The following is a 13157-nucleotide window of genomic DNA, read 5'->3' as shown; positions in this document are numbered from 1 at the left end:
TTCGGGATGGGTTAAATCATCCATTTTTTTAATGTATTGTTGTACCGCTTTTAAAAAACTGGTTTAAAAAAAACTCCGAAAATGAATTTCGGAGTTTTAGTTATTTATTCTTCTATTTGCTTTTCCATTACAAAATCTTCCATAAACTTAGTGGTGTAATTTCCCGCTAAATAATCTGGATGATCCATAAGCTGCCTATGGAAAGGTATTGAGGTTTTAATGCCTTCTATTACAAACTCATCTAAAGCGCGTTTCATTTTATTAATGGCCTCTTCTCTGGTTTGCGCCGTGGTAATTAACTTAGCAATCATAGAGTCGTAGTTTGGTGGCACGGTATAACCGGCATAGACATGTGTATCTAAACGAACACCGTGGCCTCCTGGGGCATGTAAGGTTGTTATTTTCCCTGGAGATGGTCTAAAATCGTTGTACGGATCCTCGGCTGTTATCCTACACTCTATAGAGTGTAATTTTGGTGTGTAGTTTTTACCCGAAATCGGCACTTTTGCGGCTACAAGAATTTGTTCTCGAATTAAGTCGAAATCTATAACCTGCTCTGTAATGGTATGTTCTACTTGAATACGGGTATTCATTTCCATAAAGTAGAAATTACGGTGCTTATCTACTAAGAATTCAATGGTTCCTGCGCCTTCATATTTAATGTATTCGGCAGCTTTAACGGCAGCGTCTCCCATTTTTTTACGCAAGGCAGTAGTCATAAAAGGCGAAGGGACTTCTTCTGTTAATTTTTGATGGCGACGCTGGATGGAGCAATCTCTTTCTGAGAGGTGACAAGCTCTTCCTGTGGAGTCTCCAACAATTTGAATCTCGATATGTCTGGGCTCTTCAATAAGTTTTTCCATGTACATATCGTCGTTTCCAAAAGCGGCTTTGGCTTCTTTTTTTGCGGCATCCCAGGCTTCTTTTAGCTTTTCTGGTTTAAATACACCTCGCATACCTTTGCCACCGCCACCGGCAGAGGCCTTTAGCATAACCGGGTAACCTGTTTCTTCGGCTAACCTCTTGCAGTCTTCAAAATTTCCAATAACACCATCACTACCAGGTACACAGGGAACGCCTGCGGCTTTCATGGTTTCTTTGGCATTGGCCTTATCCCCCATTCTTTCGATCATTTCTGGAGATGCGCCTATAAATTTAATATCGTGCTCTTGGCAAATTTTAGAGAATTTAGCGTTTTCTGCTAAAAACCCATAGCCTGGGTGAATGGCATCTGCATTGGTGATTTCTGCGGCAGCTATAACGTTAGACATCTTTAAATAAGATTCGCTGCTGGCGGGCGGCCCAATGCAAACGGCCTCATCAGCAAATTTTACATGCAAACTATCGGCATCAGCTGTAGAGTAAACCGCAACGGTTTTAATGCCCATTTCTTTACAGGTTCTAATAACACGTAGTGCTATTTCTCCTCTATTGGCAATCAATATTTTTTTAAACATAACTTAGAGTAAATTATGAATTCAGAATTCTGAATTCTGAATTTTTAAGATGGATCTACTAGAAATAGTGGTTGATCGAACTCCACAGGGGATGAATCGTCAACTAAAACTTTTACAATCTTTCCTGAAACTTCTGATTCGATTTCGTTGAAAAGTTTCATGGCTTCAATAATACAGAGTACATCGCCTTCTGCTATGGTTTGCCCTACCTCTACAAACAAGGGTTTGTCTGGTGATGGCTTTCTGTAAAAGGTTCCTATTATAGGGGATTTTATAGTAATGTATTTTGAGTTGTCGTTTGCGGGAGCTGCTGGCTCTTGCACCGGAGCTGCAGGTTGTGCGGCAACGGGTTGTTGAGCCACTTGCGGAGCTTGGGGTATTTGTGGAGCAGCAGGGACTTGGTGTACAATTGTAGTATCAGAGTCTGATCCTGTTTTGATGGTAATTTTAACATCGTCCATCTCCAATTTAACCTCGCTTGCACCAGATTTGGCAACAAACTTAATTAAGTTTTGAATCTCTTTAATATCCATAATTTTTGCTTATTAGTTTGTGGTTAGTTTTAAGAATTATAGGCCCATTTTAAATAGATAGAGCCCCAATTAAATCCGCCTCCAAAAGCGGCAAATATTAAATTATCGCCTTTTTTTAGCTGCGATTCGTAATCATTTAAAAGCAATGGTAAGGTTGCAGATGTGGTATTGCCATACTTGTGTATGTTCATCATTACCTTTTCTTCTTCTAAATTAATTCTGTTGGCAGTAGCGTCTATAATACGCTTGTTTGCTTGATGTGCCACTAGCCAATCTATGTCGTTTTTGGTTAAGTTGTTGCGCTCTAAAATTTTTACCGTGGCATCTGCCATGTTAAACACCGCGTTTTTAAATACGGTTCTTCCTTCTTGAAAAGCACAATGCCCTCCGTTTTCTAAAACTTCGGGTGTAATGGCATAAGAAGAGCCGCCGTATGTGGCTTGTAAAAACTCTCTACCAGTGCCATCGCTTCGCAAGTACTCGTCTTGAAGTCCTAAATTTTCATTATTTGGCTCGAATAAAACGGCACCAGCTCCATCTCCAAAAATTATACAGGTTGCCCTGTCTTTGTAATTGATTATGGAAGACATTTTATCTGCCCCTATCAAGAGTACGTTTTTATAGCGTCCAGACTCGATATATCCAGCGGCTACGGACATGCCGAACAAAAAGCTCGAGCAAGCTGCATCCATATCAAAAGAAAAGGCATTTACAGCGCCTATCTCTGAAGCGGTATAAGCTGCGGTTGAAGCGGCTTTCATGTCTGGTGTTGCCGTGGCAACTATAACAAGCTCTATATCTTTGGGGTCTATATTGCTCTTTTTTATAAGATCGTTGGCTGCCTTAATGGCCAAAAAAGAAGTGCCTTTGCCTTCTTCTTTAAGTATGCGACGTTCTTTTATTCCTGTTCTGGTGGTTATCCATTCGTCGTTTGTGTCAACCATTGTTTCAAGAATTTGATTGGTTAACACATATTCTGGCACGTAAGCGCCTACAGCTGTGATTGCCGCCGAGGTTTTACTCATAATTTTATAGTTAATTCGTCCAAAATAAAATTATAATTTGGGCAAAAACGTTATAAATTTTTTGAAAACTACTAAATTTTAGCTAAATAAAACAAAAATTTATAGTTTTTGTGATTTATTAAAAACATATCACAAAAAAAACGCCCTAAAGTGAGCGTTTTATAATATGCGTGCATAATACTTATGCAACGTCTTCTAAGTTTTCTGAGTTATCAATTAAAACTTGACCTCTGTAGTATAATTTGCCTTCGTGCCAATGTGCTCTGTGGTACAGGTGGGCCTCACCGGTTGTGGGGCATGTAGCAATCTGTGGCGCAGTTGCTTTGTAATGTGTTCTTCTTTTATCTCTTCTTGTTTTCGAGATTTTTCGTTTAGGATGTGCCATTTTTTATGTTATTTATCCGTTAATAGTTTTTTTAATGTATTCCATCGAGGATCAATTCCCTCGTTAGTGTCTTTGTTTTCTTTAAGCTTTGGGCTTAATTCCTCTAGTTTTTCAAGTATCTCTGAGTGCAAGGTGCCATCTTTAACTCCGGGATGTAGCCGTTTAATGGGTACGGCAAGCACAATTAATTCGTAAATGTATTGTTGGATGTTAATCTCGTAAGTACCATGGGGCACTATAAGAATATCGATATTCTCATCGTTATATTCGTTACCAAACTTTACAACCAGCTCAAATTCATTTTCAATAGTTTGATTAAATGGTTCGTTTGTTAAATCGCAATTGATATTAACAAATCCCGAGGTTTTAAAATGCAATTCAAGCAATGTTGTTTTTTTCTCAAATACAACATCAACCTTTATATTTACATTGTTAAACTCCTTATACTCAAAATGCTCAAAGAACGCTTGGTCAATATTATATTCAAAAAGATGCTGTCCTATTTTTAATCCTACGAACGGAATTGTAAATTCTTTAAGTAGTTTCATCATCACATCTATTTTGAGCCTGCAAATATATAACTTTTTTATTTACACAACTGTACTTAAAAGCATTTTTTTGTTTATCGTTTTTTTGGTGCTTTTTTTAACGGATTTGCGGTAAGCTGCTCGTAATCAAATCTGTTTTTATAAATCTGGATGGCCGTAAAGAGAGCTTCTTTAAACGAATTTTCGTCGGCTTTACCTTGTCCTGCTATTTCGTATGCCGTTCCATGGTCTGGAGAGGTTCTTACTTTGCTTAATCCGGCTGTATAATTAACGCCCTGCCCAAAAGACAGTGTTTTAAAAGGAATTAAACCTTGATCGTGATAGCAGGCTATAATGGCATCGAAATTTTTATAGTTGTTGGAACCAAAAAAACTGTCGGCTGCATAAGGCCCGTAAACTAATTTGCCGTCGTCTTTTATTTTTTTTAGTGTTGGTCTTAATACTAGGTCGTCTTCATTTCCTATAACGCCGTTATCTCCAGTATGCGGATTAATACCTAAAACCGCAATTTTTGGCTTTCTGATTTTAAAATCTTTTTTCAGCGATTTATATACGGTATCAATCTTTTTTACTATTAGCGCTTCTGTAATATGGTTAACAATGTCTTTTACGGGCACATGATCTGTTAACAAACCAACCCTTAAAGTACTGTTTACCATCAGCATTAAGCTTTCGCCCTCTAACTCTTTTGCCAAATAATCTGTATGCCCGGGAAAGTTAAAAACCTCAGACTGAATGTTATGTTTATTTATTGGCGCGGTTACCAAAACATCTATGGCACTTTCTTTTAATGCTTTGGTTGCAGCTTGAAGCGATTTTATGGCGTATTCGCCAATTTTAAAATCCTCTTTTCCAAACTCAATCTTTACAGGCTCGTTCCAGCAATTTAACACATTAAACTTTCCAACAGAGACCTGCTCGATGTTATTAATGTTATTAAAATGTATTGCCGATTTAAAATGCGTTTTTAAAAAACCCATGGTTTTGGCCGAAGCGAAAATTACTGGGGTACAAAAATCCAGCATTCTATTATCTTCAAAAGTTTTTAACACTATTTCGCCACCAATACCGTTTAAGTCGCCTATGGATATGCCTACAATTATATTTTCTGCTTCCTTCATAAAAAATAACAACTATTGTTTGTAATTTTGAATTTCGTTTAGTTACTCTTAATCGGCTAAGATATTTTACCTTGCCCAAGAAAGCCTAAACCAATTTAATGTTGCAAATTTAACCAAATAAACAAATAATAGTATGTTTACAGGAATTATTGAAGATGTTGGAGTTGTTACACATTTGAACAAAGAACTGGACAATCTCCATATTACAATACAAAGCACCATAAGCCCGCTGCTAAAAATAGACCAAAGCGTTGCCCATAACGGGGTTTGCTTAACGGTTGTAGAGATTAACAACAACGAATATACAGTTACCGCAATTAAAGAAACTTTAAACAAAACTAACTTAGACACCCTAAAGCTTAACAACCAAATAAACCTTGAGCGCGCCATGAAACTTGGCGACAGGCTTGATGGACATATTGTTCAAGGACATGTAGACCAAACTGCAGTTTGCACCAATGTTAAAGAAGAAAACGGAAGCTGGATTTTTACTTTTAATTATGATGCCGCACTAAACAACATAACCATTGAAAAAGGCTCGATAACCATTAACGGAACGAGTTTAACGGTTGTAAACTCAAAAAAAGACAGTTTTAGCGTTGCCATTATACCCTATACCTATGAGCACACAAATTTTAACACTTTAAAAATTGGGGACGTTGTTAACTTAGAATTTGATGTTTTGGGAAAATACGTAACCAAGCTCCTGGAATTGAACTTATATAAAAAATAATTACCTTTTTTTTAGCAGCTTTTTTACCCCATAAAACAACGCAAAACAAGCACCAGCAATTAAACCTCCATCTATAGAAAGACCTGGTGGAGGCGGTCCTGGTGGAGGCGGTCCACCGCCTTGGGCAGCACACACAAAACTTATTAATACAAATAAGATTGAGGCAAATATTCTTTTATTTTGTATGGTCATGGGTACACAAATGTATAAAAAAAAGCGATTGTACAAAACAAATATAGAGCTTTCGGCGCAAAAACATCTATGAAAAGATTAAAATTCACGACAAAGCGCATTTTTTCTACAAAAGCCACTAATTACAAAACGCACGTTTTTTAAAAAATTATATGAACAAAAAAAAAGATCCCTCAATTTTTTTCTTTTTTAAAAGAGCAAATATATAGAAGTTACTCAAGAGAATAAAATTAAAATATGGTTTGGCTAATAGCTGATTGTGAGCAATAAAAAAAAGCCTCGCGCAATTGCAAGGCTTTTAAGGCATTTAAAGTGGTCCCACCTGGGCTCGAACCAGGGACTTTCTGATTATGAGTCAGATACTCTAACCAACTGAGTTATAGGACCTTTTCAAAATAAATACAACTTTCTACCTTTCGGAAAAGCAATATAGTTCTGAAATTGGAGTGCAATATTACTATTTATTTTATTTCTTACCAAGAAAAATTATTGCTTTATGGTAAATGATTACTTAAATAACTGAATGCGAACCGTAAAACACAAGTACAAACGAAGTAAATCGACTGTTTTATTCCACATTTGGCTTTAGGTCTTGGCACAGCTCTATTAAAACCCCGTTTGATGTCTTGGGGTGCAAAAAAGCCACTAGCTTATTGTCTGCGCCTTTTTTTAGCCCCGAAACTTCGGGATCGTTCAACACTTTAAAACCTTCATTTTTAAGACGTTTAATTTCGGCATAAATATCATCGACATCAAAAGCTATATGGTGTATGCCTTCCCCCTTTTTTGCAATAAACTTGGTAATTGGGCTATCATTATTTGTGCCTTCCAACAATTCAATCTTACTTTCGCCTATTTTAAAAAAAGAGGTTTTTACACCTTCACTGGCAACTTCTTCTATTTTATAATGCGCTTTTCCAAATAATTTAGAGAACAGCTCATTGGATTCTTCAAGGTTTTTTACAGCTATACCAATATGCTCAATCTTATTCATGTAAAGGTGTTTTTTGTTTTAAGATACAAATTTTACAAACCAAAAGTAAGATAATCTTTAAATATCTGTTATTTTTGCAGCATAAAAAAGCAGCATATTTTATTTTAACTTATTTAAAATATGGGCTTTATAAAATTTAAAGAATTTGGAAGAAAGTCAAAGACAAAAAAAAATAGCATCGGTTTTACAACGCGATCTGGTTGATGTACTGCAAGGTGCAGCTACTCAAGGTGGCTTGCAAGGTATTTTAATCTCGGTTACCAAAGTTAAGGTTACCGTAGATCTTTCTGTGGCCAAGGTGTATTTAAGTATTTTTCCCAGCAATAAAGGGGCGGCTCTTATTAAAGGCATAAAATCTAACGCCTCATTAATCAAGCACGAATTGGCGCAACGTACAAAAAACCAGCTCAGGCGCATGCCACAACTGGAGTTTTTTATTGATGACTCTCTGGAGTACATCGATAAAATAGACAAATCCTTAAAAGGCGGCGAGAACCCAATTAAAGACCCTTCGTTTCTCGATAAACGAAAAAAATCTTAGCCCTTGCTTATTTACCGGAAACCTTTGGCAACATTTACAAAAACTAACGGACTTAACAAAAACCGCAACTATTGTGTAATGCAGCTTTTCTTTTATTAAACCCATGAATTTTTCACTGTATATCGCAAAACGTTATTTACGCTCTAAAAGCAGCAATAATGCCATTAATATTATTAGCATAATTGCGGTAATAGGCATTGTTTTAGGTGCAGCATCGTTATTTATAGTGCTTTCTGGCTTTGCAGGTTTAAAAGATTTTACTTTACAGTTTTCTACTATTGCCGATCCCGATTTAAAAGCCGAGGCAGCAGTTGGAAAATCTTTTTTAATTACAGATGAAAACCTCGATAAGCTAAACCATATTGAGGCTATTGCCTCGTTCTCTAAAATTATTGAAGAACGTGTTATAGTAGCCTCTAACGATAAAAATTATTTAGCAAAAATAAAAGGAGTTGATGCGAATTATAAACAGGTGGTGCCCATAGATTCGGTAATCGCCCAAGGCAGTTGGTTGGACCAAAAAACAAACCAAATCGTGGTAGGCTGGGGCATTTCCAACAACCTGTCTTTTGGGGTGTTAGATTATGCCAAAACCATAAGTTTATATGTCCCCAAGCCCGGTAAAGGCCAAATAACATCTGCTCAAAACGCCTTTAACAGCGTTAACGCCATAAACGTTGGTGTTTTTGATGTTAACGAAAACTTAAACGACACCTACGTTTTTGCCTCTATAGATTTGGCACAACACCTTTTAAGCTACAGGCCCAACCAAGTATCGGCTATAGAGTTTAAACTGGCTCAAGGCGCAAACCAGCTTCAAGCAAAAGCAGACATTCAAGCCATATTGGGAGACAACATAATTATAAAAAACCGAGCACAGCTTAACGATGCGCTTTACAAAATGCTAAACACAGAAAACCTGGTGGTTTACTTAATATTTACCTTGGTTTTAATTATTGCGCTGTTTAATGTTATTGGGTCGATTATTATGATGATTTTAGACAAAAAAAAATCGCTCAACACCCTTTTTAATTTGGGCGCAACTGTAAAAGAAATTAGAAACATATTCTTTTTACAAGGCACGTTAATGTCGGTTTTGGGCGGCTTAGTGGGTTTAGTTTTAGCATTAATTATAGTAGCGCTTCAAAACATGTTCGATTTAGTCATGATAACCCCATCGCTGGCGTATCCCGTTACCATAAAAACCGAAAACTTTTTTATTGTACTTGCTACCATTTCAGTTTTAGGCATTATAGCTTCAAAAATTGCATCGGCACGCATTACAAAAACCCTGGTACAAGCCCAATAACAAAATGGTTTAGGGCGAATTGCCATAAAAATGGCAAATAGGCTTAGGTTTATTTAGAGTGCAGAAGGAAAGCTATATCTATTTAAAACGCAATAGCGCGGTGGCTTGCCATTTGCCCAAAAAACTCTTGAAAATTTTTATTGGCGAAAATTAGTATTCTCGATAGCTATCGGGACGTATTTAAAAAACTACTCCATAAACTCATAACCAGCAAATTTTTGCAACACCTCATCAAAAGCAGCAAACACATCTTTAGGGTGGTCGCTGGTTACCATTTTCATGCGGTGTTCTTTAAAATGCGGAATCCCTTTAAAGTAGTTGGTGTAATGGCGTCGGGTTTCAAAAACGCCAAGGGTTTCACCTTTCCAATCTATGGCCATTTGTAAATGGCGGCGCGCTGCCTCAACACGCTCTTCCAAAGTAATTGGTGGCAAATGTTCGCCGGTTTTAAAAAAGTGTTTTACTTGTTTAAAAAACCACGGATTACCTATACTGGCACGACCAATCATGGCGCCATCAAGTCCGTAACTATCGCGCATTTCCATGGCTTTTTCGGGTGAAGTAACATCGCCATTTCCAAACACGGGAATATGCATTCTTGGGTTGTTTTTTACCGCAGCAATAGGTTTCCAATCGGCATCGCCTTTGTACATTTGCACACGTGTTCGCCCATGAATAGCAATGGCTTTACAGCCCACATCCTGTAAACGCTCTGCAACTTCAACAATTTTTATAGAATCGTGGTCCCAGCCTAAGCGTGTTTTAACGGTAATGGGGATGTTGGTGCGCTTAACCATTTGGGCAGTTAGGCTTTCCATAAGGCACACATCTTTTAAAATACCTGCACCGGCGCCTTTGCTCACCACCTTTTTTACGGGGCAGCCAAAATTAATATCGATAATATCGGGTTTTGATGCCGAAACAATATCGATGGTTTGTAACATACTGTCTAAATTCGCGCCAAATATTTGAATACCAACAGGCCTTTCTTTTTCGTAAATATCTAGCTTCATAACGCTTTTTGCAGCGTTACGTATTAAACCTTCGCTCGATACAAACTCGGTATAAACCACATCGGCTCCTTGTTCTTTACACAAAGCACGAAACGGCGGATCGCTAACATCTTCCATGGGTGCTAATAGCAACGGGAAATCGGGCAGTTCTATATTATCTATTTTTACCAAGTTAAATTATTTTGGTGCAAAAGTATTGAAAATGAATTAAATATTAATCCACCCCTTAATTGTTTCGTTATAACTTATAACCTTTGTAATATTTGTAATACTTGTTTGTGCTTTATTGTTTAATGTGATGACATATCTGCTATTAAAATACTTTTGAATATCGTTAACATAATTCTTGTTAATAATTACCCCTCTTTGAACGCGCAAAAAAATGATCAGGCAACTTTTTTTCTAAGCTCGAAATAGATTCCGATGTTAAATAATTTCCTTCTAAACCTATTTTTATATCTGTACCCCATTTTGTTATGGGAGTGAATCTATTACTACTCATTTCAACAATATCTACCCATGGCATTTCAGGTAATTTTTCAGTTTCCTGCGCGAAAGACAAAATTCCTAGAAACTGAAACAATAAAAAGAAGTGTGATTTTTTCATGATGATAAATTTAATTATTTATGCCACAATAAAACACCCGTTTAAAAGCTTATAAAACCTATTTTTTGTAAACTGCAAATTTGGGTTGTTAACTGCATCCATTCGGTGTATCGTTTAGGTAAACAAGTAGGTTACTCTAAAAAACCTTATTTCTCAACATTATAATGCGTTTTTACCACCACAGGAATGCCGCTTGCAGTTATGCCTTCCAGGGTTACTTTTACGCGGGTTTCTGCAGCACTATTGTAATAGCTGCTAAAATAAACACCACTCTCGTTTGGATGCACATAAGGATCCCAAAAGAGCGTGTTTCGTATGGCGTTTCTATTATCCATTGTGGGGTCTGGGTTTTCCAAATCTGGTGAGTAAAATTGACGTGCATCATAAAAGCCCGCTATTTCTTGGGTTATAGAATGAAACACCTTTTTTACTCTTTTGTTAACAACACCTTCTTTTAAGTAAATTATTATCACGCCATTGGCTCCTTTAGAGCCAAATATTGCAGCGCTGCTACTATTCATAGATTCAATTTTAGCAACGTCACTTGGCTGAATAAAGTCTAGATCTTCTTGTATGGATGGAACGCCATCAATTATTATATGTGCAGGGCGTCCATTATATCTATTAAACCCAACTGAGCCTCCGAATGTTATAACCCCAGGTATTGTAAATTGAATAAGTTGCTGTATTGTTGAAAATTGCGGTGTTTTTTCATCAAAAACATAAGTTCGGTCTGCTCTCCCATATAAACTTGGTGTTTCTTTTTTCTTTTTACCTATAATTTCGACTTCTTCCAAAACATTTTCGGGGGCAACCCCAAACATAATGTGCTTTTTATATACTGTTTCTGTTAAAGTATTGATTTCTGGTGTAAACTGAATGCCATCGCTTTTAAAATGGGTTTCCATGGCTGGTTGATGAAGAGAATCTAAGACAATCATGCCACGATTTTTTCTTTTTCGGTCTTGGGTATTTAGCATCATGGTGGCGTTACCCATAAACACCATGTTTTCAAATGTGAACCTCCCCATAGAGTCGGTTACCGTAGTAAGCATATTTACTTTCCCTTTATTTAGCAATCCTAGGGTAACTTGATTGTTTACTTTTGGTGTTCGTCCAAAAAGTTTTTTTACTATCCCGGTTACAGTTATACCCTTTTCTACGTTATAATTGGGCTTGCCTTTTAGTATTGGCATTTTTTTCCATAAAAAATCACGCCAACCCTGGGTTAAAAGAAGCAAATCTAAGTGGGCTAACCTTTTAGGGTTGCTCTTGTCGAAATAATATCCGGGGTTGTGCACGTGTCCTCTAATATCCGATTCCATTAAAAAATAAGAACTAATATTCGTACCATAATCACTTGCATCTTCCACTCCATTCATATCTGTACTACTTAACGAAAAGCTACCTGGTGCTATGTCTCCTGTTTTGGTCTTGGACGAAATATTTACAGTTACTTTTTCATTTGGTTTGTAAATTTTCTTGTTGGTGCTTAGGTTAATTTGCAGGTCATGTTCTTTTTCAACATAAACCAATCGTTCGGTTTGCGGTACAAGGTTAGCATCATACAGCGTAACTTGACTAATACCGTCGGGGAAATCGGCTGTAGGCAATTCAAAAGATAATGTGGTGTTTTCTAGGGGTTGCGTGCCTTCAAAATAAGTAATTCCTCTGGTAGTACAAATTATTGTAACTGGTGCATTAGGGTTCTGTTTTAACGTTGCATCATTAGTGCTAATGGTTATAATATCTTTATCATTCCTTTTTTTCGAGCTTATAACATAACCTTGGGCAATTGCCTTTGGAAGATCTGCCTTTATTTGTACACCATTTACTGTTGTTATTTCTGCATGATATGTTTTACCTTTGGTGGGTTTAAGCTGAAATTGCCCCATGCCATCATGTATGCTTCCCATAATGCTTACCAGAGCTCCATCAGAATCAAAAACCTTACACTCTACGGCTATAGGTTTACCTCTATCATCAACAGCTTTAAAAGCTACCACACTTAAAACATTTTCAACTAACGAACCGCCTTCGGGGAAAAATTGCACGCTAAATTTGGACCGTCTCCCTTCTGAAACAGTTTTAACTTCTTTTATAGATTTAGATGTATTTGAGGCCTCTTTTTTTTCAGGTTGGTTTTTAAAAACATCTAAAATTTCAATAGTCTTTTTAAAAACAAAATCTTCTCCAAAGTTTCGGTTCCAGTTAGTGTATGCTCTTATTTGATAAACGCCCGCTTTTTTTACCCCAACAGAGTCCGTTAATTTAAAATCGCCATGTCCCAACCCCTTCTCGATTCTTGTTTTATTTCGTGAAATTATTTTAGAATCGGGCGAAATTAACTCCACATACAACATGTTACTATGGTCGAAAAGCAAATTATTGTATGCATAAACAGAATATACTTTATACCACAAAGATTCGCCAATGGTATATTGTGATCTATCGGTGTGGAGGTATGTTTTTTCAATATCTGGAATTGTTTTTTTGGTTTGAGACGACAATAACGTACTATTAGCGAGGCATATTGAAAAACACAGCAATATTTTTTTTATCATACTATTTCTATTTAAAAGATGAGATATTAAGTTCCATGAAATAAATAATTTCGATTCTTATTTTCATATACTGATATGCGGTAAATCTATAATAATTGGGTATCGGATAAATCTTATTAAGCAACAACAGAGTAT

14 protein-coding genes and 1 tRNA gene are annotated in these 13157 nt (G+C 36.7%); 3 read left to right on the top strand and 12 right to left on the bottom strand.

All coding sequences use genetic code 11. The features are described from left to right. Positions 1 to 104: 104 nt before the first annotated feature. The 6 genes from accC to pdxA form a co-directional block, all read right to left on the bottom strand. Positions 105 to 1457 (bottom strand): acetyl-CoA carboxylase biotin carboxylase subunit, encoded by a 1353-nt coding sequence (accC, locus tag ACFSQS_RS10910; RefSeq protein WP_388018438.1) that lies wholly within the window; start codon positions 1455 to 1457, stop codon positions 105 to 107. A gap of 44 nt (positions 1458 to 1501) precedes the next feature. Further along, positions 1502 to 1990 carry an acetyl-CoA carboxylase biotin carboxyl carrier protein gene (accB, locus tag ACFSQS_RS10905; protein WP_388018435.1) on the bottom strand — a complete coding sequence of 163 codons (489 nt, stop codon included), beginning with the start codon at positions 1988 to 1990 and terminating at the stop codon, positions 1502 to 1504. 29 nt (positions 1991 to 2019) lie between these two features. Next, positions 2020 to 3015: a beta-ketoacyl-ACP synthase III gene (locus tag ACFSQS_RS10900; RefSeq protein ID WP_388018432.1), complete on the bottom strand. Its 996-nt coding sequence runs from the start codon at positions 3013 to 3015 to the stop codon at positions 2020 to 2022. 181 nt (positions 3016 to 3196) lie between these two features. Continuing rightward, entirely contained in the window at positions 3197 to 3400 is a 204-nt protein-coding gene (gene rpmF, locus ACFSQS_RS10895) for a 50S ribosomal protein L32 (RefSeq protein ID WP_388018429.1), read from the bottom strand. Between the two features lie 8 nt (positions 3401 to 3408). Further along, the gene (locus ACFSQS_RS10890) at positions 3409 to 3948 is read right to left on the bottom strand and encodes a YceD family protein (RefSeq protein WP_388019087.1); all 540 of its coding nucleotides are present in this window, start codon (positions 3946 to 3948) and stop codon (positions 3409 to 3411) included. Between the two features lie 74 nt (positions 3949 to 4022). Beyond that, positions 4023 to 5069, bottom strand: coding sequence for a 4-hydroxythreonine-4-phosphate dehydrogenase PdxA (pdxA, locus tag ACFSQS_RS10885; RefSeq protein WP_388018426.1), 1047 nt, complete (start codon positions 5067 to 5069; stop codon positions 4023 to 4025). Positions 5070 to 5202: 133 nt separating this feature from the next. On the opposite strand from pdxA, the gene ACFSQS_RS10880 reads away from it, so the two are divergent. Further along, a complete protein-coding gene (locus ACFSQS_RS10880; protein WP_388018423.1) occupies positions 5203 to 5802 on the top strand; it encodes a riboflavin synthase in 600 nt (199 codons plus the stop codon). 505 nt (positions 5803 to 6307) lie between these two features. On the opposite strand, the gene ACFSQS_RS10875 is transcribed toward ACFSQS_RS10880, so the two are convergent. Both ACFSQS_RS10875 and mce read right to left on the bottom strand, forming a co-directional pair. Beyond that, positions 6308 to 6381 (bottom strand) — tRNA-Ile (locus ACFSQS_RS10875). A 181-nt stretch (positions 6382 to 6562) separates the two neighbouring features. After that, complete coding sequence (gene mce, locus ACFSQS_RS10870) at positions 6563 to 6988, bottom strand: methylmalonyl-CoA epimerase (RefSeq protein ID WP_388018420.1); 426 nt, start codon at positions 6986 to 6988, stop codon at positions 6563 to 6565. Positions 6989 to 7133: 145 nt separating this feature from the next. On the opposite strand from mce, the gene rbfA reads away from it, so the two are divergent. Together rbfA and ACFSQS_RS10860 are read left to right on the top strand one after the other, a co-directional pair. Further along, positions 7134 to 7529 carry a 30S ribosome-binding factor RbfA gene (gene rbfA, locus ACFSQS_RS10865; protein ID WP_388018417.1) on the top strand — a complete coding sequence of 132 codons (396 nt, stop codon included), beginning with the start codon at positions 7134 to 7136 and terminating at the stop codon, positions 7527 to 7529. 103 nt (positions 7530 to 7632) lie between these two features. Next, complete coding sequence (locus ACFSQS_RS10860; RefSeq protein WP_388018414.1) at positions 7633 to 8838, top strand: ABC transporter permease; 1206 nt, start codon at positions 7633 to 7635, stop codon at positions 8836 to 8838. 188 nt (positions 8839 to 9026) lie between these two features. Here the strand turns inward: ACFSQS_RS10860 and dusB are convergent, their stop codons facing one another. From dusB to ACFSQS_RS10840, 4 genes are all read right to left on the bottom strand, one after another. Continuing rightward, positions 9027 to 10022, bottom strand: a complete 996-nt coding sequence (gene dusB, locus ACFSQS_RS10855) for a tRNA dihydrouridine synthase DusB (protein ID WP_388018411.1) — start codon at positions 10020 to 10022, stop codon at positions 9027 to 9029. Positions 10023 to 10058: 36 nt separating this feature from the next. Next, positions 10059 to 10229: a LytTR family transcriptional regulator DNA-binding domain-containing protein gene (locus ACFSQS_RS10850; protein WP_388018408.1), complete on the bottom strand. Its 171-nt coding sequence runs from the start codon at positions 10227 to 10229 to the stop codon at positions 10059 to 10061. After that, positions 10201 to 10458: a hypothetical protein gene (locus ACFSQS_RS10845; RefSeq protein WP_388018405.1), complete on the bottom strand. Its 258-nt coding sequence runs from the start codon at positions 10456 to 10458 to the stop codon at positions 10201 to 10203. The genes ACFSQS_RS10850 and ACFSQS_RS10845 overlap by 29 nt, the downstream gene beginning before the upstream one ends. A gap of 146 nt (positions 10459 to 10604) precedes the next feature. Then, positions 10605 to 13022 (bottom strand): TonB-dependent receptor plug domain-containing protein, encoded by a 2418-nt coding sequence (locus tag ACFSQS_RS10840; RefSeq protein ID WP_388018402.1) that lies wholly within the window; start codon positions 13020 to 13022, stop codon positions 10605 to 10607. Between the last annotated feature and the right edge of the window lie 135 nt (positions 13023 to 13157).

The organism is Gelatiniphilus marinus (assembly GCF_042684345.1).
GTDB classification, from domain to species: domain Bacteria; phylum Bacteroidota; class Bacteroidia; order Flavobacteriales; family Flavobacteriaceae; genus Gelatiniphilus; species Gelatiniphilus marinus.
This window is presented reverse-complemented; position numbering and strand designations above follow the sequence as displayed.

Coding starts and splice junctions, on each gene's coding strand:
- accC (WP_388018438.1), bottom strand. CDS start 1,457: ATGTTTAAAAAAATATTGATTGCCAATAGAGGAGAAATAGCACTACGT.
- accB (WP_388018435.1), bottom strand. CDS start 1,990: ATGGATATTAAAGAGATTCAAAACTTAATTAAGTTTGTTGCCAAATCT.
- ACFSQS_RS10900 (WP_388018432.1), bottom strand. CDS start 3,015: ATGAGTAAAACCTCGGCGGCAATCACAGCTGTAGGCGCTTACGTGCCA.
- rpmF (WP_388018429.1), bottom strand. CDS start 3,400: ATGGCACATCCTAAACGAAAAATCTCGAAAACAAGAAGAGATAAAAGA.
- ACFSQS_RS10890 (WP_388019087.1), bottom strand. CDS start 3,948: ATGAAACTACTTAAAGAATTTACAATTCCGTTCGTAGGATTAAAAATA.
- pdxA (WP_388018426.1), bottom strand. CDS start 5,069: ATGAAGGAAGCAGAAAATATAATTGTAGGCATATCCATAGGCGACTTA.
- ACFSQS_RS10880 (WP_388018423.1), top strand. CDS start 5,203: ATGTTTACAGGAATTATTGAAGATGTTGGAGTTGTTACACATTTGAAC.
- mce (WP_388018420.1), bottom strand. CDS start 6,988: ATGAATAAGATTGAGCATATTGGTATAGCTGTAAAAAACCTTGAAGAA.
- ACFSQS_RS10860 (WP_388018414.1), top strand. CDS start 7,633: ATGAATTTTTCACTGTATATCGCAAAACGTTATTTACGCTCTAAAAGC.
- ACFSQS_RS10845 (WP_388018405.1), bottom strand. CDS start 10,458: ATGAAAAAATCACACTTCTTTTTATTGTTTCAGTTTCTAGGAATTTTG.
- ACFSQS_RS10840 (WP_388018402.1), bottom strand. CDS start 13,022: ATGATAAAAAAAATATTGCTGTGTTTTTCAATATGCCTCGCTAATAGT.